The sequence below is a fragment of the Nocardiopsis sp. NPDC006139 genome (genome assembly GCF_040614155.1).
Classification (GTDB): domain Bacteria; phylum Actinomycetota; class Actinomycetes; order Streptosporangiales; family Streptosporangiaceae; genus Nocardiopsis; species Nocardiopsis changdeensis.
Map to the genome: position 1 here is coordinate 19,618 of NZ_JBEXTT010000016.1, position 20,833 is coordinate 40,450.

The 20,833-nt window shown below is 76.1% G+C and carries 17 protein-coding genes; 10 read left to right on the forward strand and 7 right to left on the reverse strand.

Annotated elements, in window-relative coordinates; translation table 11 throughout:
• Nucleotides 1-17 precede the first annotated feature (17 nt).
• The 4 genes from ABZ249_RS20890 to ABZ249_RS20905 all read right to left on the reverse strand — a co-directional run bounded on the left by ABZ249_RS20890 (nt 18) and on the right by ABZ249_RS20905 (nt 4,259).
• Nucleotides 18-941: an ornithine cyclodeaminase family protein gene (locus ABZ249_RS20890; RefSeq protein ID WP_355265420.1), complete on the reverse strand. Its 924-nt coding sequence runs from the start codon at nt 939-941 to the stop codon at nt 18-20.
• Nucleotides 938-2,290 carry an MFS transporter gene (locus ABZ249_RS20895; RefSeq protein ID WP_355265423.1) on the reverse strand — a complete coding sequence of 451 codons (1,353 nt, stop codon included), beginning with the start codon at nt 2,288-2,290 and terminating at the stop codon, nt 938-940. The genes ABZ249_RS20890 and ABZ249_RS20895 overlap by 4 nt, the downstream gene beginning before the upstream one ends.
• A gap of 169 nt (nt 2,291-2,459) precedes the next feature.
• A complete protein-coding gene (locus ABZ249_RS20900; RefSeq protein ID WP_355265426.1) occupies nt 2,460-3,152 on the reverse strand; it encodes a GntR family transcriptional regulator in 693 nt (230 codons plus the stop codon).
• Between the two features lie 159 nt (nt 3,153-3,311).
• Nucleotides 3,312-4,259, reverse strand: a complete 948-nt coding sequence (locus tag ABZ249_RS20905; protein WP_355265429.1) for a helix-turn-helix transcriptional regulator — start codon at nt 4,257-4,259, stop codon at nt 3,312-3,314.
• A gap of 646 nt (nt 4,260-4,905) precedes the next feature.
• On the opposite strand from ABZ249_RS20905, the gene ABZ249_RS20910 reads away from it, so the two are divergent.
• On the forward strand, nt 4,906-5,121 hold the full coding sequence (locus tag ABZ249_RS20910; protein ID WP_220562777.1) for a hypothetical protein: 216 nt from the start codon (nt 4,906-4,908) through the stop codon (nt 5,119-5,121).
• Nucleotides 5,122-5,268: 147 nt separating this feature from the next.
• On the opposite strand, the gene ABZ249_RS20915 is transcribed toward ABZ249_RS20910, so the two are convergent.
• Nucleotides 5,269-6,279: a hypothetical protein gene (locus ABZ249_RS20915; protein ID WP_355265432.1), complete on the reverse strand. Its 1,011-nt coding sequence runs from the start codon at nt 6,277-6,279 to the stop codon at nt 5,269-5,271.
• 379 nt (nt 6,280-6,658) lie between these two features.
• Here ABZ249_RS20915 and ABZ249_RS20920 point away from each other — a divergent pair, with 379 nt between their 5' ends.
• From ABZ249_RS20920 to ABZ249_RS20960, 9 genes are all read left to right on the forward strand, one after another.
• Nucleotides 6,659-8,680: an acyltransferase family protein gene (locus ABZ249_RS20920; RefSeq protein ID WP_355265434.1), complete on the forward strand. Its 2,022-nt coding sequence runs from the start codon at nt 6,659-6,661 to the stop codon at nt 8,678-8,680.
• Nucleotides 8,681-8,969: 289 nt separating this feature from the next.
• Nucleotides 8,970-9,527 (forward strand): nucleotide exchange factor GrpE, encoded by a 558-nt coding sequence (gene grpE, locus ABZ249_RS20925; protein ID WP_355265437.1) that lies wholly within the window; start codon nt 8,970-8,972, stop codon nt 9,525-9,527.
• Nucleotides 9,524-11,155 (forward strand): Hsp70 family protein, encoded by a 1,632-nt coding sequence (locus ABZ249_RS20930; RefSeq protein WP_220562781.1) that lies wholly within the window; start codon nt 9,524-9,526, stop codon nt 11,153-11,155. The genes grpE and ABZ249_RS20930 overlap by 4 nt, the downstream gene beginning before the upstream one ends.
• A 68-nt stretch (nt 11,156-11,223) precedes the next feature.
• The gene (locus ABZ249_RS20935) at nt 11,224-14,169 is read left to right on the forward strand and encodes a fibronectin type III domain-containing protein (RefSeq protein ID WP_355265440.1); all 2,946 of its coding nucleotides are present in this window, start codon (nt 11,224-11,226) and stop codon (nt 14,167-14,169) included.
• On the forward strand, nt 14,166-15,371 hold the full coding sequence (locus tag ABZ249_RS20940) for a hypothetical protein (protein ID WP_355265443.1): 1,206 nt from the start codon (nt 14,166-14,168) through the stop codon (nt 15,369-15,371). The genes ABZ249_RS20935 and ABZ249_RS20940 overlap by 4 nt, the downstream gene beginning before the upstream one ends.
• The gene (locus ABZ249_RS20945) at nt 15,371-17,785 is read left to right on the forward strand and encodes a GTPase-associated protein 1-related protein (RefSeq protein ID WP_355265446.1); all 2,415 of its coding nucleotides are present in this window, start codon (nt 15,371-15,373) and stop codon (nt 17,783-17,785) included. Before ABZ249_RS20940 ends, ABZ249_RS20945 begins: the two co-directional genes overlap by 1 nt.
• Entirely contained in the window at nt 17,782-19,302 is a 1,521-nt protein-coding gene (locus tag ABZ249_RS20950; RefSeq protein WP_355265449.1) for a hypothetical protein, read from the forward strand. The genes ABZ249_RS20945 and ABZ249_RS20950 overlap by 4 nt, the downstream gene beginning before the upstream one ends.
• Nucleotides 19,299-19,469: a hypothetical protein gene (locus ABZ249_RS20955; protein WP_355265452.1), complete on the forward strand. Its 171-nt coding sequence runs from the start codon at nt 19,299-19,301 to the stop codon at nt 19,467-19,469. The genes ABZ249_RS20950 and ABZ249_RS20955 overlap by 4 nt, the downstream gene beginning before the upstream one ends.
• Before the next feature lie 129 nt (nt 19,470-19,598).
• Nucleotides 19,599-19,901, forward strand: coding sequence for a YciI family protein (locus ABZ249_RS20960; RefSeq protein WP_355265455.1), 303 nt, complete (start codon nt 19,599-19,601; stop codon nt 19,899-19,901).
• A 53-nt stretch (nt 19,902-19,954) separates the two neighbouring features.
• Here ABZ249_RS20960 and ABZ249_RS20965 read toward each other — a convergent pair whose 3' ends face one another.
• Nucleotides 19,955-20,155: a hypothetical protein gene (locus ABZ249_RS20965; protein ID WP_355265458.1), complete on the reverse strand. Its 201-nt coding sequence runs from the start codon at nt 20,153-20,155 to the stop codon at nt 19,955-19,957.
• A gap of 179 nt (nt 20,156-20,334) precedes the next feature.
• Nucleotides 20,335-20,757 (reverse strand): VOC family protein, encoded by a 423-nt coding sequence (locus ABZ249_RS20970; RefSeq protein ID WP_355265461.1) that lies wholly within the window; start codon nt 20,755-20,757, stop codon nt 20,335-20,337.
• Nucleotides 20,758-20,833 lie beyond the last annotated feature (76 nt).

A 20,833-nucleotide genomic window follows, 5' to 3' on the forward strand; every position in this document is an offset into this window, starting at 1 on the left:
GGGCGGCGCACCGGGGGTCAGAGCGCGGGGGCGACCCCCACCGCGACCGCGAGGTCCTGCCAGGACATCCCGGCGCCCTTGAACACGTTCGGGCGGTCGGTCGCGCGCCGCACCTCGCCCCGCACCAGCGGGGCCAGGCCGACCAGCGCGTCCTTGGAGAGCGCGCCCTCCGCGACGGCCATCACCACGTCGCCGCACTCGCGCATCGCGGTCCCGTGGTCCTCGACCGCCACCAGCGAGCGGCCCATCAGGGCGCCGTCGAGTTCGCGCCGGTCCGGCTCGTGGGAGCCGATGGCGACGACACACGCCCCGTCGCGCACCAGGGCGCCGTCGAACAGGGGCTCGGCCGCGGAGGTCGCGCACACGACGATGTCGGCGTCGGCCACGTCGGCCGCGGTCCCCGGCACCGCCGGGACCCCCCGGCCGACCAGTTCGGCGGCGGCCGCCGCGACCCGGCCGGGGTCGCGGCCCACCAGGCGCACGTCCGCCAGGTCGCGGATGCCCGCCATGGCCACGGCGTGCTCGACCGCCTGGGGCCCGTTGCCGAACACCACCAGCCGGGACGCCCCGGGGGCGGCCAGCCGGTCGGCCGCCACCGCGGAGGTGGCGGGGGTGCGCAGCGAGGTCAGGGCGACGCCGTCGACGAGCGCCCGCGGGGTCAGGGTGCGGGCGTCCATCAGCACGTAGACGGCCTGGATGCGCGGCAGTCCCAGGTCCGGGTTGCCGGGGGCCACGGAGGCCACCTTCACCCCGACCCACTCCCCCAGCGTGGAGGGCATCAGCAGCAGGTGCCCGGAGCCCGCGCCGGTGTTGGAGCGGGCGGGGTCCCCGGCGGGGTCGAACCCGTCCAGCAGGGCCCGCTCCACCAGTTCCCGGGCGCGGTCGGGGCCGATGCGGCGGGCGACCTCGACGGCGTCGACGAAGGGCAGGCCGGCGGTCATGCCGCGGCCCCCTCTCCCTCGCGGGCCTCCCGCTCCTCGCGGGCGGTGATCGCCGCGGTCTCGCCGCGCACCACGCGGCCGGACACGGACACGGCGGCGATGGAGATGACGGCCAGCACCACCAGGTAGGAGGCGATGGGCCACCAGGCGCCGTCGAACCGGGAGAGCAGCCAGGTGGCCAGCAGCGGCGCGGTGCCGCCGGCCAGGGCGGCGCCGATCTGGTAGCCGAGGGTGACACCGGTGTAGCGGACCCGGGTGGAGAAGATCTCCGACATCAGGGTGCCCAGCGTGGCGGTGACCGGGGGCCACACGACGCCGAGGCTGATGACGACGGCGGCGTACACGGCCCAGTCGACGCGCAGGTCGAGCAGCATGAAGAACGGCGCGGCGAACAGGGCGATCAGCAGCGAGCCGACGAGGAAGACGCCGGGGCGGCCGAACCGGTCCGAGAGCGAGCCCATGAGCAGGATGGACAGGGTGCTGACGAAGGCGCCGACGCTCACCGCGTTCAGGACCGTGGCCTGCTCCATCTGCAGGGTGCCGGTGGCGTAGCTGACGACGAACGTCGCGAAGATGTAGAACGGGGCGGTCTCGACGACCTTGGCGCCGACGGCGACCAGGACGGAGCGCCAGTGGTCGCGCAGGGTGTCCTTGATGGGCAGCTTGGCGACGTTGCCGGTCTCCTTGGCCTCGCGGAAGGCGGGGGTCTCGTCCAGGCCCTTGCGGATCCACAGGCCGACGAACACCAGGATGAGGCTGGCGATGAACGGCAGGCGCCAGCCCCAGGACTCGAAGGCGTCGGCGGGCAGCATGCTGACCAGCGCGAACGCGATGGTGGACAGGAGCATGCCGATGGTGACGCCGGTCTGGGGCACGGAGCCGAAGAAGCCGCGGCGGTTCTTCGGGGCGTACTCGTAGGCGAGCAGCAGGGCGCCGCCCCACTCGCCCCCGATGGCCAGCCCCTGGATGACGCGGCAGGCGATGAGGAGCACCGGGGCCAGCACGCCGACCTGCGCGTAGGTGGGCAGCAGGCCGATGGCGACGGTCGAGGCGCCCATCAGGGAGAGGGTGATGACCAGGGTCTTCTTGCGGCCGATGCGGTCGCCGATGTGGGAGAAGACCACGCCGCCGAAGGGGCGGATGAAGAAGGTCAGGGACAGCGACAGGTACGACAGCAGCAGCGAGATGACGGGGTCGTCGCTGGGGAAGAACTGCTTGTCGAAGATCAGGGCCGCGGCGGTGGCGTACAGGAAGAAGTCGAACCACTCGATCGCGCTGCCGCTGAGGCTGCCGATGAGCACACGGCGGTTGGTGGCGGATCCGCCCACCACGCTCTGTTGTGAGGACACTCGGTCACTCCTCGGGTCGGGGCCCGACGTCGCGTGGGCCGATCAACCTGTGCAACGTACAATTGTACGTTGCACAAACGCAAGACCTGGGCATTCCCGACATGATGACAGTCCTGTGACGGTCGTATGACGGCCCGGCCCCGACCGCCCGGACCGCGCCGTGCCGCCCTCAGCCCTCGTCGCGCCCGGCCCAGATCCCGCGCACGTGCCCGAGGTGGCGGCGCATCAGGTCCTCGGCACCCGTGCGGTCCCGGGCCTCGACCAGGTCCAGCAGCAGGTGGTGCTCCCGGGCCGTGGCCTCCAGGCGGCCCTCCTCGTACAGCCGGTGCAGCGCCGACAGCCGGGACAGGCCGCGCAGCCGCCGCACCTCCTCCACCAGCCGCCGGTTCCCGGCGATGGACAGCAGCTCCAGGTGGAAGGTCATGTCGGCGGCGATGAACTCCCGCAGCTCCCCGGTCCGGGCGGTCTCGTCCAGCCGGTCGGCGACCGGCCGCAGCGCGGCGACCTGCTCGGGGGCGGCGATCTCGGCGACCCGGCCGACCGTCGGCACTTCGAGGAGGGAGCGCAGCTGGAGGATCTCGTCCAGGTCGACGTCGCCCAGTTCCACCACCCGGTACCCGCGGTGGCGCAGGGTCTCCACCAGGCCCTCCTGGGTGAGCTCCATCATCGCCTCGCGCACCGGCGTCGCCGACACCCCGAGCCGCTCGGCCAGCGCGGGCGCGGAGTAGATCCGGCCCGGCTCCAGCTCTCCGGCCACCATCGCCTCGCGCAGCACGTCGACCACCCGCGAGCGCAGGCTCGGACGCGCGGCGAGCGAGCCCAGGACCGGGTTCCCGCGGCCCTCGGGCAGATCGACGCTCATGCCGTTCCCCTCAACTCGACGTCCGGGCTCCCAGGATGCCACCCCCGGCGGGGCCCCGGTCCGGAGGGGAGGTTCGCGGACCGCCCGGGAGGGCGCACGGGGGCACCGCCGCAAGGGCGGACACGGGCCCCGCGGCACCGCCCGGGGAGCGCGCCGCGCTCAGCCGCCCATCCCGGCCGCGGCCTCCTCGATGAGGGCCAGCGACTCCGCCGGCCCCAGGGCGTGCCCGGCGACGAGGTCGTCGAAGGCCGAGGCGTACTCCGCCACCGGCGCTCCCCCCTCCACGAGGCCGGCCCCGCCCGCGCCCTCCAGGTAGAGGACGTCGTCGAGGGGCCCGTCGAACGACAGCAGGGTCATCGGCCCGCGCATCCCCGGGTGCACGCCCCTCCCGAAGGGGACGACCCGGACGTCGACCCCGTCCAGGGCGGCCTCCGCGGCCAGGCGGCGCAGCTGCGCGGGCATCAGGCCGGGGTCGGTGCCGGCGCCGACCCGGCGGCGGATCACCGCTTCGTCCAGCACGTGGACCCGGCGGGGCGCCCGGCCTCCCTCGTCCAGCCGCTCCCGGCGTTCGCGGCACAGGTCGGCGAGCGCGGCGGCGCCGTCCGCGCCGTTCCCGCCGCCGGCCGCGGGGTCCGCCCCGGGGCCGGCGTCGTCGCCTCCCGGGTACAGCAGCGGGGCGACGGCCCGGGCGTAGGCGGGGGTCCGCAGGAGGTCGGGGACGAACGCGTTGTGCGCCTGCCGGATCAGTGCGGCGCCCGCCTCGAAGCCGACCATGCGCAGGTGGTCGGCGGGCACCCCGGCGGCGCGGTACCGGCTCCACCAGCCCTCCCGGCCGGCGCACCGGTTGAGCGCCACGAGCCGACGGACCCGCTCCCCCTCGCCGAGCCCGTACAGCCGGAGCATCGCCTCCAGGTCGGTGCGGCTGATGGACTGCTTACCGCCCTCGATCCGGATGACCTTGGCCTGCGACCAGTCCAGCCGCTCGGCCACCTGCCGCTGCGTGCGCCCGCTCTCCCGGCGCAGGCGCACGAGCTCGCCGACCAGCAGGGCCCGCTGCACGACCGGCCCCTGGTCCGCGCCCGCGGCGCGCGCCGCCTCCTCCGCCACCCGGTGGAACCCACTCCCGAGAAAAGACCGACACCCTCACCGGAACGGGGTCCCCATCCCGTCGACATTGTTAACCGAACAACAAAAGTGACTGATGTCTGATTCTGCGCAAGTCGCCTTCTCCAGAGACATTACCGGACGACATTCACCCATGCCACCCCGCCATCCGCGACCTCGAATAACACTTCCCGGCATATCGGCATCACATGGAGTGATTGCACTCAGTCTGCGGGGTATCAATTTGTCAGCAAACATCACCGGAAGCGAAAATCGGAAAGGAGGTGGGCAGTGGGCCGCCCGACCGCGGCCCGCAGACACAGGAGGGCCGCCCCGGCGGACCCCGCGAACCTCTGCCTGCCCAGCGAAGGGTGTCGCGGTGACCCGCAGCGAAGCGGCCCCGCCGGACCGGTGAGGGTCCGGGTTCTCACAGGTTCCCCGGTCACGGACCGTCTGACAAGGGTGAGGACCGTTCCGCGCGAGCGCGTCGGCCGACCGTCGAGGACACCCCCGTGCATTGCCGTGCCTCCAGAGACTGCCCCAGCCCCACCGGCCCCACGGCTCCCGTCGGGATCGAGGACCGTTATCAGTCCCGAACCGAACACGGAGCGCACCCCTGTCCAGCACGAGCAGTCCGAAAGGGGCGACCATGACCGAATCGCCGCCCGTCCCGCCACCCGAGCGGCCCGACTCCGAGGACCGGATCAGCCTCCGCGTCGCCGTCATCGCGACGCTGGGCGTCCTGTCCGGGGCCGTGGCCGGGTCCCTGACCTGGCTCGCCCACGGCAACGTCGCGAACGCCGCCCTCGTGGGCCTGGGCACCGTCGCGGCCGCGTACGTGTTCTTCCAGCGGATCATCCACTGAGGAACCGGAGCGGAGAGCCGGGCCCCGGCGCGGACCGTCCTACGCGCCGGGGCCCCTCCGCGTCCGGGGTCGGGAGCCGGGGGCCGCGGTCGGGGGGACGAGACCGCGGGACGTGAGTCGCGGGGCGGGCTGCGAACGCGGGCGGCCTCAGGGGCCGTCGGCCTCCAGGGACTCCGGGTGCCCGGCCCGGATACGGCGGGCCACCTCGTCGAACCCGCTCCGCTCCAGGACCGCCACCTGGTCGCGGACGAAGGCGTCGCGTTCGGGCCCCGGGGCGAGGGAGTCGATCATCCCGCGCAGGATGGCCACCTGGACGTCCCGCTCGGCACCGCCGTGGTCGCCGTCCTCCTCGGCCGGCCACCAGTAGCTCTCGTACCCCTCGCCGTCCACGTCGCTGCCCGGTCCGGCGCCCGGGGCGTCCAGGTCCTCGTCGCCGTCGTCCTCCAGATCCGCGGGCGGGGGCAGGGGCGCGTCGGCGGCGCGGGTGGGACGGACCGCGGGCAGGGGCGCCAGGTCGTCCTCGGCGACCCGGGCGGCCTCGCGCACCACACGGTCCTTGCGCAGGTCGGCCATCCGGCGCAGCCGGCCGGCGTCGCCCTCCGACAGCCGCAGCTCCACCTCGTCGGCCCACACCACGATCCCGCTGCCCAGGACCGCGTGCTCCACCGCCAGCCGGGCGGCCAGCTCGCACTCGGCCATGCCCTCGTCGGCGGGGTCGGTCTCGCGCACCAGCTCGGCGGCGCGGGTGACGACCGCCAGCACCGCCGGGCCCATGGGGTTGCGCAGCCGCAGGTCGACGGTGTTGGACCAGCGCCAGTGGACCACCGCGGAGAAGTGCAGGTCGTAGTCGTCGGCGGCGCTGGGCAGGGCGACCGGGCGGATCCGCCGGCCGTCCCGGGGGCTGGCGGGCGGCGCCGCGGCGGACCGGGTCCGGCCGCCGTCCCCGTCGGGGTCGGCCTCGGGTCCGGCCCCGGGCCCCTCGCCGGAGCGGCGGCCGGGCCGCGCGCCCCGGGCCGGGAGGAGGGCGCGGAGAGAACGGAGGGCGCGCGGTTCGAGGGCGACCGCGACCGCCAGGGACACGGGGATCCACAGCAGGCCCCACAGGCCGGTCAGGGGGTAGAGCGCCGCCGGGACGAGCACCGCGGCGATCGCGAGCACGACGGGACGGACGCGGATGACGGGGGCTACGGTGGGCCTCCTCTCGCACACGGCCGCTGGGAAGGGACGCGGGCCCGGGGGTAGGGTCACGGAACGCGGGCCCCGGGCCGTGCGCGCCGCCGACCGGGGACGTTCTCCGTATCGGACCAGTCTGCCCGAGATCCGGAGCGCGTGCGCCGCCCTCCGGGGTTCCGGCGCGGGTGTGGCGAACATCCGGCCACGGGAGGATGTCGCCGCGACCGACATCGGGGGAACAAGAGGGCGCGTGTCGGCCTTCTGTGATCCGGCCCCTCGCATGACATAACAGAATGCGGACACACCTTCCCCCAACGACCGTTCCCCCGCACCGACCCTGTTCCCGCTCCCGGGGAGTCCCGCGATGTCCTCCGCTCCCGCTTCCACCGCCACGGAACGCCGTTTCCGTCCGGAGGTGCAGGGACTGCGCGCCGTCGCCGTCCTGCTCGTCCTCGTCTACCACCTGGATCCGTCGCTGCTGCCGGGCGGCTACGTCGGCGTCGACGTGTTCTTCGTGATCTCCGGCTTCCTCATCACATCGCTGCTCTACCGCGAGGCGTCCGGGCAGGGCCGGGTCTCCGTGGCCCGGTTCTACGCCCGCCGCGTCCGGCGGCTGCTGCCGGCGGCGACGGTGGTGCTGGTGGCGACGGGGGCCGCGTCGTACTTCCTGCTGCCGGTGACCCGGCTGACCGACACGATGTGGCAGCTGGTCGCCTCGGCCGCGTACGTGGAGAACCTCTACCTGGCGCGGCAGTCGGTGGACTACCTGGCGTCGGAGGTGGCGCCCTCCCCGGTGCAGCACTTCTGGTCGCTGTCGGTGGAGGAGCAGTTCTACCTGGTGTGGCCGCTGCTGTTCATCCTGTGGGCGGCGCTGCGCCGCCGGGGCGCGGGCACCGGGACGCTGGTGGCGCTGCTGGGTTCGCTGCTGGCGGCGTCGCTGCTGTGGTCGGTGGCCACGACGGGCGGGGAGCCGTCGGCGTACTTCCTGCCCACGACCCGCGCCTGGGAGCTGGCGGTGGGCGGCCTGCTGGCCGTCGGCCTGGCCCACGGCCGCCTGTCGGAGCGGGTGCGCCTGCCGCTGGGCTGGGCGGGGCTGGCCGCCATCGTCGCGGCGGCCGTGTTCTACGACGAGGCGACCCCGTTCCCGGGGTGGGCCGCGCTGCTGCCGGTGCTGGGGGCGGCGGCGGTGATCGCCGCCGAGCACGTGCAGGGCCCCCTGTCGGCGTCGGCGCCGCTGAGCACCGCCCCGGCGCGCTGGGTGGGCGACGTGTCGTACTCGCTGTACCTGTGGCACTGGCCGCTGATCGTGCTGACCCTGGCGGTGACCGGCCGCGACGAGCTCGGCTGGGCCCTGGCCGCGGCCGTGGGCGCGGCCTCGCTGCTGCTGGCCTGGGCGACCAAGGTGTGGGTGGAGGACCCGGTGCGGGACCACCGCCTGGTCCGCGGCGGCCGGGGCGCCCTGGCCGCCGCGGTCTCGGGGGTGCTGGTGGTGGCCGCGGTCGGCGCGACCCTGTACGTGCGGGTGGACCGCGTCGAGTCGGTGGAGTTCGACCCCAACGTGCACGTGGGGCCGCAGGCCCTGGGGCAGGCGCCCACCGGCGACCCGGTCTACCCGCCGCCGGTGCGGGCCGAGGACGACGCCCCGGTGCTGTACGACGACGACTGCCAGGCGTCCCAGACGGCGACGGCGCCCGAGGATCCGTGCGTGTACGGCCCCGAGGACGCCGACCGGACGGTGGCGGTGGTCGGGGACTCGCACAGCGCCCAGTGGGTGCCCGCGCTGATGGGCCTGGGCGAGGAGCGCGGCTGGCGGCTGGTGCTGTACACCAAGTCGTCGTGCGCGTTCACCGACACCATGACCAAGGGCCCCGAGGGCGGCCCGTACGAGTCGTGCCAGGAGTGGAACCGGGCCGTGGTCGAGGAGCTGGCCGACCTGCGGCCCGACCTGGTGGTGACCAGTTCCTCCACCTCGGCGGTCCCGGCGCAGGGCGGCGAGGAGGACCGGGTGCCGATGCTGGCCGAGGGCATGACCCGGCTGTGGGGCGAGCTCGGCGAGGTGTCGGGGCCGATCGTGGCGCTGCGCGACACCCCGCGCCAGCGCCGCGACGTGGTTGAATGCGTGGCCCGCAACCCCGAGGACCCCGGGGAGTGCACCATCCCCCTCTCGGAGGCGTTCAAGCGCGACGACCCCCAGGAGCGGGCCGTCGACTCCCTGCCCGGCGAGACCGCCCTCGTGGACATGAGCGACCTGTTCTGCGCGGGCGGCGAGTGCCCGGCCGTGATCGGCAACGTGATGGTCTACCGCGACTCGGGGCACATCACCAACACCTACGTCTCGCTGCTCACCGACCACCTCGGCGAACGCCTCGACGAGGCCCTCGCCTGATCCCCGGGCCCCGCGCGGCGCGCCGCGCGGGGCCCGGGCCGACCAGGGTCACCGGCGGCCCCGGGGGTATACGGACGGCCATCGGGAAACCGATAAGTCACCCCCGGCCGCATTTCGGTCGCATTCCGGAAAAGTTCTCCAGAGAACAAAAGGAGACGAATGTGACCTGGGACGCCACACCCTCCACGGGTTGACGTGTTTCCCTTTTTCCGCCACCTCCGCCGGAGTATCCTCGGCAAAAGGAGACCGGTAACGCCACTCGTGGAAATCGGCGGTGAAAGGCGGCCCGATGACGGCGTCCGACGACACGGCAACCCCCGACTCCCCCCGCCCCCTGGAACAGGTCCTCGCCTCCCTCGACGACCGGCTGGCCGCCCTCGACGAGCGCGCCCGGCACCGGGAGGCGGTCATCGACCGCCTGCACGCCGAGAACCGTGAGCTGCGCGCCGGCCAGGACCGCACCCTCTTCGACCCCGTCGTCACCGACCTCGTCCACCTGCACGACCAGCTCGCCCGCGAGGCCCGCGGCCTGCGCGAACGCGGTGAGGAGCGGCTGGCCGACCTGCTGGCCGGGTTCGCCGACGACACCCTGCTCTCCCTGGAGCGGCTGGGCGTCGAACCCGTCCACGCCAACGTCGGCGACCCCTTCCGCGCCGACCTGCACCGTCCGCTGGCCGCCGTCGACCACCCCGACCCGGAGCGCGACGGCACCGTCGCCGAGATCACCGCCCCCGGCTTCCGGGACACCGTCACCGGGCGGATCCGGCGCCGGGTCCACGCCCGCTTCTTCCGCCACGTCGGCCCGGCGTCCCCCGAGGGGGCCGCCACACCTGGGAAAGGCTCATGACCACCTACGGAATCGACCTGGGCACCACCTACTCCTGCACGGCGTTCGTGGACGGCACCGGCCGGGCCACCGTCACCAAGAACGCCATGGGCAACGACACCACCCCCTCCGTCGTGTACTTCGAGTCTGCCCACAACGTCGTGGTCGGCGAGGAGGCCAAGAACACCGCCCTCCTCTTCCCCGACATGGTCGTCTCCCTGGTCAAACGGCAGATGGGCACCGACGCCCGCTACGAGTTCCACGGCCGGGCCCACGACCCGGAGTCGGTCTCGGCGCTGATCCTGCGCGAGCTGGCCCGGGCCGCCGGCGAGCACACCCGGGACAAGGTCGAGGACGTGGTCATCACCGTGCCCGCCTACTTCGGCGTGCACGAGAAGGAGGCCACCCGCCGCGCCGGGCTCATCGCCGGCCTGAACGTGCTGGACGTGGTGCCCGAGCCGGTGGCCGCCGCCCTGCACTACCAGAGCCTGGACTCCGGCTCGGGCGTGCGCCACCTGCTGGTCTTCGACCTGGGCGGCGGCACCTTCGACACCACGGTCATCCGGGTGGAGGACGAGGACGTGCGCGTGGTGTGCACCGACGGCGACCACCGGCTGGGCGGCGCGGACTGGGACCACAAGCTCGCCGACCTGCTGCTGGAGCTGTTCACCGAGCACCACCCGGACCCCGACCCGGCCGGGGACGAGCAGTTCCTGCAGGACGTGGCGTCGGCGGCCGAGCAGATCAAGCGCTCGCTCAGCACCCGCGAGCGCGCCCGGCACAACCTGCGCTTCGCCGGGTCGACGGTGCGCGTGGAGTTCACCCGCGGCGACCTGGAGGCCCTCACCTCCGACCTGCTGGAGCGCACCCTCACCATCACCGAGCGCACCCTGGAGGCGGCCCGCGAGCGCGGGGTGGAGCGGCTGGACGACGTCCTGCTGGTGGGCGGGATGACCCGCATGCCGGTGGTGGCGCGGTCGCTGCGCGAGCGCTTCGGGTTCGAGCCGCACCTGCACGAGCCCGACCTTGCGGTGGCCAAGGGCGCCGCCCTGTTCGCCCTGGTCCGGCAGGTCAAGAACGTCATGGAGGCGCCGGACCGCGACCCCGCCGAGCGCGCCCGCCGGGCCGAGGAGGTGGGCGCCGCCCTGGGCATCACCCGGGAGGAGGTGGAGCGGCTGGCGAACAAGACCGTCACGGGCGTGTCGCCGCGCGCCTTCGGGGTCAAGGCCACCGACGGCTCCGACCCGGTGTTCGCGACCGACCCGGGCCGGGCCCGCCAGTACATCAGCCACCTCATCCGGGCCAACACGCCGCTGCCGGTGACGGTGGAGGACGGGTTCGCGACGGTGTGGCCGGACCAGGAGCAGGTCGAGATCGACGTGTGGGAGCAGGCCGGCTCGGTGGCCTCCGAGGAGCTGGAGCACAACCTCCGGATCGGGGACGCCCTGCTCACCGGGCTGCCCAAGGGTCCGGCGGGGACGCCGTTCCGGATCGAGTTCAGCCTGGGCGCCACCGGGATGCTCGCGGTGCGCGGCTGGGACCCGGCCGGCGGCAGCGAGATCCGGTTCGACATCCGGATCGGCGGGATGGGCGAGGAGGAGGTGCGCCGGGCCCGGGACGCCATCGCGTCGATCCGCACCTCGGGGTGACCCCGGGGCCCGCCGGACGCGGGCGCGGGGACGGTGCGGAGCGGACTGCGGCGAGGGAGCGGACGGCGGTGCCCTGGGACGTACGGGAACGGCGGCGGTACGAGGACGAGGTGCTGGCGGCGGCGCGCACCGGCGGGCCGCCCGCCGACCTGTTCGTGCGCTACGGGGTGGGCCCGGAGCTGGAGCGGCGGCTGGCCGCCGACCCGGGGGCGTTCACCGCGCACGTCGCGGCGGTGTGCACCTACTGGCGGGGGCTCCAGGCGCGGCGCCGCACCCTGCGCCGGGTCCTGGTGGACCTGGTGGCGGCGCACGAGCGGCTGGACCGGGAGGGCGCGCTCACCCACGCGCACTTCTCCCGGGTGCGGGACGAGACCGCGCGGCGGGCGCTGGCGGAGTGGTCCGACATCGTCGACGGGCTCGCCACCTCCCTGGTGGACCGCTGGTCGCTGCGGGCGATGGCCGGGTCGGTGGGCCTGCCCGAGGCCGAGGCCGAGCGCCTGCTGCGGGAGCGGGGCGTGCGGGTGGTGGAGCGCCTGCCGGAGCTGCCGGTGCAGCCGCCGGTGCGGACCTTCCGCAGCCTGCGCGACAACCTGCGCACGCGGGGCGCGGTGTTCTCCCCCGAGGTGGTGTTCGGGGCGGGGCGGCTGGCGGGCGGGTTCACGGTGGTGGACGGGTTCCGGCTGGCGGACGGCGGCGTCCTGGACGACGCGGCGCTGGACGAGGCGGTGGCGCGGGTGCAGGTGGAGCCGCTGACCGAGGGCAAGGCGGCGGCGGAGAGCGTGCTGGGCGTGCTGCGCTCCTGCGGCTCCCGCGCCGGGCGCGACGCCGTGGTGCTGTGGGAGGTCGCCGAGGACCTGCGGGCGCGGCCGGCCGAGGTGGGCGAGGCGGCGCTGGCCCGCCCCTGGGTCCGCCGGGGGCTGCTGGAGTCGGAGGCGGCCCTGCTGGCGGCGGCGGTGCGCCGCCGCCCGGCGGGCTCGGACCGGATCGCCCGCGCCGAACGCGAGGTGCGCGACCTGCTCGCCGACGACCAGCTGCGCCAGGCCCAGGCCGCGGCGGCGGACCTGCCCGCCGACCACGGGCTGGCCGCCCAGGTCCGGGAGCGCGCGGCCCGGGTGGACGAACTGTCGGCCCGGGCGGAGGCGGCGCTGCGCGAGGGCCGCGACGAGGAGGCGGCACGGGCGCTGGCCGACGCCTGCGCGCTGGCCGCCGACGACGAGGCCCTGGTGGCGCGCCTGGGCGAGGTGCCGCCGCTGCCGCCGCGCGAGGTGCGCGCCCGGGTGGAGGGGCGCGGCGCCGTGGTGGTGTGGCGGCCCAGCCCGAGCCTGGTGGGGCGGATCGGCTACCGGGTGCTGCGCCGGGTGGGCCGCGGCGGCCGGGAGGTGCCGGTCGGGGAGGTGAACGGGACGGAGCTCATCGACCCGGGGCTGCCGGTGGGCGCGGAGGTGCGGTACACGGTGGCGGCGGTGCGCGAGGGGCGGGGCCTCTCCGAGCCGGTCGCGACCGACCCGGTGCTGCTCGCCCCGGAGGTCGCGGACCTGTCCGTGCACGCGGGCGAACGGGACGTGTCGGGGTCGTGGCGGGTGCCGCCGGAGGCGGTCCGGGTGGAGGTGGTGCGCGGCGAGGGCGCCCCGCCGCGGGGCGGCGACGGGGTCCGCGTGGCGACCGACGGGATGGGGTTCCGGGATCCGGACGTGCGGCCGGACGTGGAGTACTACTACCGCGTGCGGGCGGTGTACCTGACCTCGGGGGGCTCGGCCTGCGGCTCGGAGGGACTGGTGCGCCGGGTGGTGCCGGGCCCGCCCCCGCCGCCGGTGGAGGACCTGCTGGTGGTGCCGGACGACGAGGGCGGGTTCACCGCCTCCTGGACCCCGCCGGCCCGCGGGCGCGTGTCCCTGCGCACCGCGCCCGCTCCGCCGCCCTGGCCCCCGGGCGCCCGCGTCCCCCCGGCCGACCTCGCCGCGCACGGTGACCCCGTGCCCTTCACCGACCCGCCCGCGCCCCCCGGTCCCGGCGGCGCCGACACCGGTGGTGCCGCCGGGGCCGGAGTGGTCCGCAGCGGACGGCGCACCGGCCGCCCGCCGGCGACCGCAACGGTGACGCCTGTGTCCCCCGAGACCCCTGATGCCCACGAGATACGGGTGACGCCCCCACCGGCGATGCCCGAGCCCTCCTGGGCCGCCGGTGCCCCCGGGACGGCTGGAAGCCGCGAGACGCTCGATGCCCACGAGGCGATCGAGGTATCCGGGACGACCGGGGACCGAACGGCGGCCGAGGGGTCCGGGACGGCCGGCGCCCCCGAGGGAACGGGCACCGCGCGGCCGGAGCGGGTGCGGGTGGGCGTGGCGCTGGGGGCGGGGACGCACCACGTGGTGGCGGTGACCTCGTGCGGCGACCAGGCCGTGGTCGGCGGTTCCGTGCGGGTGGTGGCCGTGCCCTCCGTGACGGGGCTGCACGCACGGCGGTTCGGCGACCTGGTGCGGCTGGGCTGGACCTGGCCCGAGGAGGCGGCCGCCGCCCGGGTGTCCTGGCGCTCCTTCGGCTCCCCGCAGGGCGGCGAGCGCCTGTGCGAGCGCCCCCGGTACGAGGCCGGGGGCGGGTTCGAGGCCCCCATGGGCCCCGGCCCGGTGCGGGTGGCCGTGCGCGCCGTCGTCGGCGGCGTCCCGGGCCCGCCCGCCGCCCTCACCGTCCCCGGCGGCCCCGTGCTCGACTACCACGTCGTCCCCGCCGGGCTGCTGCGCCGCGACCGGCGGGTCACCCTGGCCGCCCGGACCGACTGCACCTCCCCGCGCGTCGCCGTCGTCTACGCCGAGGGCGGGTTCCCGCCGGACCGCGCCGACCAGGGTCGGGTGCTGGCCGTGTTCCCGTCCCAGCGGCTCACCGCGGGCCGGCGGCTGTCCCTGCGGGTCCGCCCGCCCCGGCCCTCCGGCCCCGCCTGGCTGGTGTGCCTCCCCGTGGGGGACGACCCGCACGGCACCCGGCTGTGCCAGCCCTCGGTGAAGGAGCTCCGCCTTTGACCGCTCTCGACCTGCTGCGCCCGGCGCGCGCCGACCGCCTCGTGTGCCCCTACTGCTACACCCGGCTCACCGAACGCCTCATCCTGTTCCGCTGCACCGGCCGCCCCGGCCCCGACGGCTCCCGGTGCGCCCCCGTCGACGACGCCGCGGTCCGCGCCCACCTGGGCCGCCGCGAGCGCCTGCCGCCGGTGTTCGCCGCCGACGGCCGCCGCCCCCGCGCGGTGTGCCCCGACTGCGGCGCCTCCACCGCGACCCGGGTGTGCGTCACCTGCCACGCCCGGCTGCCGGTGAACTTCGGCCGCATCCCCGGCCGCCTCATCGCTCTGGTCGGCGCCCGCGAGTCCGGCAAGACCGTGTTCATGACCGTGCTCATCCACGAGCTGATGCACCGGGTCGGCGCCCGGTTCCAGGCCTCGGTCGGCGGGTCCGACGACCACACCCGGCACCGCTTCCACACCGACTACGAGTCCCCGCTGTACGACGACGCCCGCCTGCTGGCCGCCACCCGCCGCACCGGGGCGGCCCGCGAGCCCCTGGTGTTCCGGTTCACCACCCGCCCGCGCGGCCCGTGGTCGCGCCGCCCCCGGCACACGCTGCTGTCGTTCTTCGACACCGCGGGCGAGGACCTCACCACGCAGGAGAGCGTGGAGACCAACCTGCGCTACCTCGACAACGCCGACGGGGTCATCCTGCTGCTGGACCCGCTGCGGATGCGGGGCGCCCGCGCCGAGGCCGCCCCCGGCACCCCCCTGCCGCCGTCCGAACGCTCCGAGCACCCGCCGCTGGACATGCTGAGCCGGGTCACCGACCTGCTGCTGCACCGGGCGGGCTCGCCCTCGCGGCTCATCCCCGTTCCGATGGCGGTGTGCCTGACCAAGCTCGACGTGTTCCACGACGCGCTCGACCCGGGCTCGCCACTGCGCCGCCCCCAGCCCGACGCCCCCTACTTCGACGAGTCCGACAGCCGCGACGTGCACGTCCAGATCCGGCGGCTGCTGCACCGATGGGACGGCGGCCGCATCGACGCGCACATCACCAACCACTACGCCGACGCCCGGTACTTCGGGGTGTCGGCGCTCGGGCACGCCCCCGACGCCGAGCAGCGCCTGCGGGGCGGGGTGCGCCCCTACCGGGTCGCCGACCCGTTCCTGTGGATGCTCGGCGGCTTCGGGGTGGTCCCGTCCCGCGAAGGGCGGTCCTGATGGGTTTCGCGCAGCTCTACTACACCTCGTGCGAGCACGGGCTGTCGGGGTACGCGGGCTACCAGTTCAACGCGGCCACGCCGGGGGTGGACCAGCGGGTGCTGCAGGAGGTGGAGCGGTTCACCGTGTACGAGCCGCCCGGCGGCCGGGTGGAGGAGCACCCGGTGAACCTGTGCTACTCCCCCGACCTGGGCGGGTACCCGGTGGTGAGCCGGATCGTGTCGTGCGGCCCGGACCCGTCGGGGCGGCCGGGCAACTACTTCGCGCACAGCCTGGTGGGGGCCGGCGGACCGCTGGCGGCCGAGCTGTGGGACGCCGACTTCTGGGTGTCGGCCCCGGTGTCCGACCGCGACCTGCCGGTGCTGGAGGTGCCCGGCGGACCGCTGGGCCGGGCGCGCACCGACTCCTGGGTGCGCCGCCGCCCGCCGGAGCTGGTGGTGCGGCTGCTGGCGGCGGTGGACGCCGCGATCGCCGGGGGGCGGCCGGTGGTACTGGTCGCCGACAGCGCGACGGTGGCGCACTGGGTGGCGGCGCTGGCGCACCTGCTGCCGCCGGACCGGGCCCGGGCCATGGCGTTCTCGACCTACTGCGCCAGCCCCCAGGAGACGTTCGCCCACGTGGTGGGGGTGCCGCCGGGCGTCGACCCGGAACCGCTGCGGGGCCGGTTCACGGTGGTGGACCCGGTGGTGGGCGCTCTGGACGCGCTGCCCGCCCCGCCGCCCGCGAGCGGGGAGGCGGCCGCCCGGGCGGTGGCGGCGGGGACCGCGGGGGCCGAGCGGCTGTGGCGGGCGGCGGAGCGCCGCGCGGGCGGCCGGGAGGCCTCCCTGGCGGACTGGCACCCGGTGCTGGTCGCCACCGAACTGCTCGCCGCCCCGTCCGGCGCCCCCTCCACCGGTGTGACGGCGGCGGAGCTGCGCGCGGTGCGCGCCTGGCTCCCGGCGGCCGTGGAGTGGCTGCCCGCCCGGGACGCCGCGGCGCTGGCCGACCGGGTGGTCGACGACGGGGCGGCCGACGCCCGCGTGCTGGCCGACCTGCAGAGGGTGGCGCACCGGACGGGTTCGCCCGCGCTGATCGGCCGGCTGGACCGGCTGGTGGTCCACCGCTGCCTGGACGGGATCGTGGCGGGGGCGGCGGCCCCGGCCGCGCTGCCGACGCGTTCCGAGCCGGTTCGGGAGGCGGCGCGGGAGCGGATCGCCGACCTGCTCTCGGCGCCGTTCCCCGGATCCGCCGCGCCCGGCCGGGACGGCGTTCCGGAGTGGACGCCGCCGGAGCGGGCGGTGGAGCTGCTGCGCTGGTCCCGTGCCTGCGGTCTGGTCCCGTCGGCCCTGGCGCTGGAGCGGTACGGGCACGGGGTGGTGGGACCGCTGCTGGCGGCCGCCCCGCCGGGGGACGCCCCCGGACCGGCGGTCGAGGCCCTGCTCTCCGCCCACCCGGAGGTGCGGCGCGGGGCTGCGGCCCGGCTGGCCGACCTGCCCCGGGACCGGCTGGGCGAGCTGGCGTGCGGCCCGGTGGGCGCGCTGTTCACCGGGGACCGCGACGGCGGGGCGCTGCTGCGGGAGCTGCGGCGGTTGGGCCTGGACGGGCGGGAGGACCCGGCCCGGCTGCTGGAGGAGGTGGCCGTGATCCGTGTCGGGGGCCGGGCGGCGGGATCCCCCGGGGTGCCGGCGCACGACGTGGACGCGTCGCTGCTGGACGAGGTGTGGGGGCGCGGGCACGGCCCCCGGGCCGCGCTGCGCACGCTGCGGGTCCTGGGGACAGGGGTGCGGACGGCCCCGGACGTGGCGGGGTGGGTGTGCGCGCCGCTGCTGGCCGCTCCCCCGGTGGGCGCCGAACCCGCCTGGCACGCCCTGGCCGAGGAGGTGGCGGGCCACGCGCTGCGCGGGGGGATCCCGGCGGAGGCGGAGCGGGTGCTCGGCGACCGGGCGGCCCTGGAGGCGGCCCTGGACTCCTGGTCGCGGACGGTGGAGTCCGGCGCGGCCGACGCCCCCGGCCCGTGGGCCCTGCTGGCCCGGTCGCACCCCACCCCCGCCGACGTGTCGCTGCGGGCCGTGGCCGCGCTGCTGCTGGACCGGTGGGGGCCGCCGACCGCGGCGCGGGTGCTGCGGGACTGCCCGGAGGAGGTGTTCGTCGCCTACCGGGAGGCGGCCGCCCACCGCCTGTGCGACGACCCGCCGGACACCGGCGCCGCCGCCCGCGTGTACCTGGCGGCGCTGCGGTCGGGGCTGGGCCCCGGGCGGGCGGCGGTCGTGGAACAGGAGGTGCTGCTCCCGGCCCTGGCGGGCTGGGGGCGGCGGAACACCGGACGGGTGCGGCGGCGGCTGCCGCGCGAGGAGGCCGCCGGGTTCGACCTGTGGGTGCGCGGGCACCGGTCCCGGCGCGGCCTGTTCGGGGTCCGGGGAGGTGACCGGGTGTGAGCGGCGTCCGCGGACACGACGGCGGTGCGGCCCGGCCCGAGGCCGCCCTCCTGGGCGTTCTCCTGCTGGTCTCGGTGGGCGCGGTCGTGGTGCTGCTGCGCTGGTGGATCCTGGCGGCGGTGGTGAGCCTGCTGGTCGGCGCGGGGGTGCTGGCCGCGGTGGCGGGCCTGGTCGTCCTGACGTGGCTGTACCTGCGGGAGGTGCACCGGGTCATGCTCGGCGGCGACCACCCCGCCGAGCCCGTGCCCGACGGCCGCGAGGAGCCGGCCCACCGCGGGTACCACGGCGGCCCGGCCTGGTGGGACCTGTGCGCGGCGGTGCGGCGGACCTGGCGGGCGTCCGCGCTGTGGGGCGTGCTGCTGCTCCCCCACGTCACCGCCCACGCCCTGGTGGTGGGCGCCTACCTGGCGGCCGCCTGGTCCCTGGCCGGGGCGCTGCGGCTGGTGGACACGGGGCTGCGGACGGTGCGCCGGATCCGGATGGTGTGCCCGGAGTGCTACCGGCGGCTGCCCTACCCGGCCTACCTGTGCGGCCGCTGCGGGCGGCGGCACGACCGGGTCCGCCCGGGCGCGCGCGGCCTGCTGCGCAGGCGCTGCCGCTGCGACCGCACCCTGCCCACCCTCATCCTGCTGGGCGCGGCCGACCTGGAGACGCTGTGCCCGCACTGCGACCGGCCGCTGGAGCACCGGCCCGGGGAGGCGCGCGAGTTCCTGCTGCCGCTGTTCGGCGGCACGGGGGCGGGCAAGACCCGGCTGGCGGCGGGGCTGCACCTGGCCCTGGAGCAGGCGGCCCGGCACGGGCCGGACTCCTACCTCGAACCGCTCGGCGAGGAGGCGGCGCGGCTCTCCCGCGAGGGCGCGCGCGTGTCGGCCCCCGACCACCGCACCCGACCCACCCCGCCGGGCCGCAAGGTGCGCGCGGCGACGGCGCGGCTGGGGGCGGGGCGCCGGGCCCTGGTCCTGCAGGTGTTCGACGCCGCCGGGGAACGGTTCAACCGCTCCGCCACCACCGAGGAGCTCGCCTATCTGGGTGAGGCGTCCACCTTCGTGCTGGTGGTGGACCCGCTGGGGATCCCGGCGGTGTGGCGCTGCCTGACCGCCGCCGAACGCGACCGGCTGGCCGGGGAGCGCTCGCACACCCGCGACCCGGAGCTGGCCTACGGCACGGTGCGCGACGAGGTCGAGCGCGGCCGGCGGTCTCCCGAACGCGGCCCGAGCGGCCGGCTCGCGGTGGTGGTCACCCGCGGCGACCTGGTGCGCGGCACCTCCGTGGACCCGGGCGCGGTCCCGGTGCGCGAGTGGGCCGAGCACCGCCTGGGGCTGGGCAACCTGCTGGCCCGGGCGGAGGCGGACTTCGGGTCGGTGCGGGTGTTCCTGACCTCGGCGGTGGCCGGCCCCGACGGGCGGGCCGACCCCAGCCTGCACGGGCTGGCGGCCTGGCTGCTGCTCCCCGAGGGCCGGGCGTTCGCCGAGCTGGCCTGCGGCCCCGCGCCCGCCGCGGCGGGCGGCGCCCGGTGACCCCGCCGCCGGTCCCGCGCGGCCACCGGGCGGCGCGCCGGGCCATCGCCGCCGCCGTGTACGTGCTGGCCGTCGCCCTCACCCTGGTCCTGGCCGCCGCGCTCGTCCGCGCGGGCGCCGACATGGTCGTGCGCACCTGGGAGTACGCCGCCCACCGCGCCCGCTGACTCAGGCCGTCCCCGGTCCCCGGGCGGTCCGCGGCGCGCAACGGGGTGACCCGGCGCCCCGGCCGCGCGCGGGCGCGGCCGGTCCGGGATCATGGGGCGGTACAACCCAGCCACCAGGAGGGACGCCCCATGGCCGTCTACGCCGTCACCTACATCTACGCCGAGAACAGCACCGCCGCCCGCGACGAGCACCGCCCCGCGCACCGCGAGTACCTGAACGGGCTCTCCGAGCAGGGCGTCAACCTGGTCTCGGGCCCGTTCGGCGCCCAGGACGACCCGGGCGCGCTGCTGCTGTTCCGCGCCGGCTCCGCCGAGGAGGTGCGCGCCCTGCTGGAGAAGGACCCCTTCGTCCTGGAGGGCGTGGTCGCGGAGACCCTGGTCCGCGAGTGGATCGCGGTGCTGGGCCCGCTGGCGGAGCACCTCCGGCCGTAGGACGCGGGACCGTCGGGGCGGCGGCGCGTCCCGCGCCGCCGCCCCGGCGCGTGTCAGAGCAGGCCCTGCTCCTCGTAGTAGCCCCGCACCCCGGGGTGCAGCGTGTCGGGGTCGATCCCGACCAGCGCGTTCTCCACCCGGACCCACTCCCCGTGGGCGGCCTCGGCCGGCCCCGCGTACATGGTCTCCACCGGCAGGCGTGCGAGTTCCCCGTCGAGCCCGGGCGGGGCGTAGAGCGTGTCCCAGGTGCTCACCAGGGTGATCTCCTCCTGGCCGAGGCAGGTCCGCGCGTCGACGGCGACCGGGGAGTAGAAGGAGACCTCCCCGGCGACCTCCTCCGCCGGGGAGGACTCCGCGGTGCAACACGTTCGAGGGCACGAGCACCCCGGCCTGGACCGGGGTGCGGACGGGGTTCACGGCGGAGCACCCCGGATCACTCCGGGAGGAACCCGTTGTCCTTCAGCCACTGCGGGTCGGGCTCGACCATCTGGAGGATCTCCACGAACAGCCCCTGCGGCCCGGCGACCTGGAAGCGGTACTGCCCCCAGGGCTCGCGGCTCAGCGGCAGCGTGACCTCCAGCCCGGCCTCGCGCAGGCGCTTCTCCTCCGCCTCCACGTCGGGGACGAGGAAGGCCACGAGGGCTCCGGAGACGGCCCGGCCGCGCAGCCCCTCCGGAGAGGAGTCGTGGTCGCGGGCGACGAAGTCCAGCGAGAAGTTCTTGTGCTGCGGGTGCTGGGTGTTGATGTACCAGCCGATGTCGATGCCGAGCTCGAAGCCGAAGTGCTCGACGAACCAGTCGGCGGCCGCGCGGGGCTCGTCGCACAGGTAGGCGGTGCCGATGAGGTTCACATGCATGGTGTCTCCCTGGGGTAGGCTGTTGACCACTGCATTTAAAGTACTACACATGAAGTTGTCCGTGCAACACGCTTCC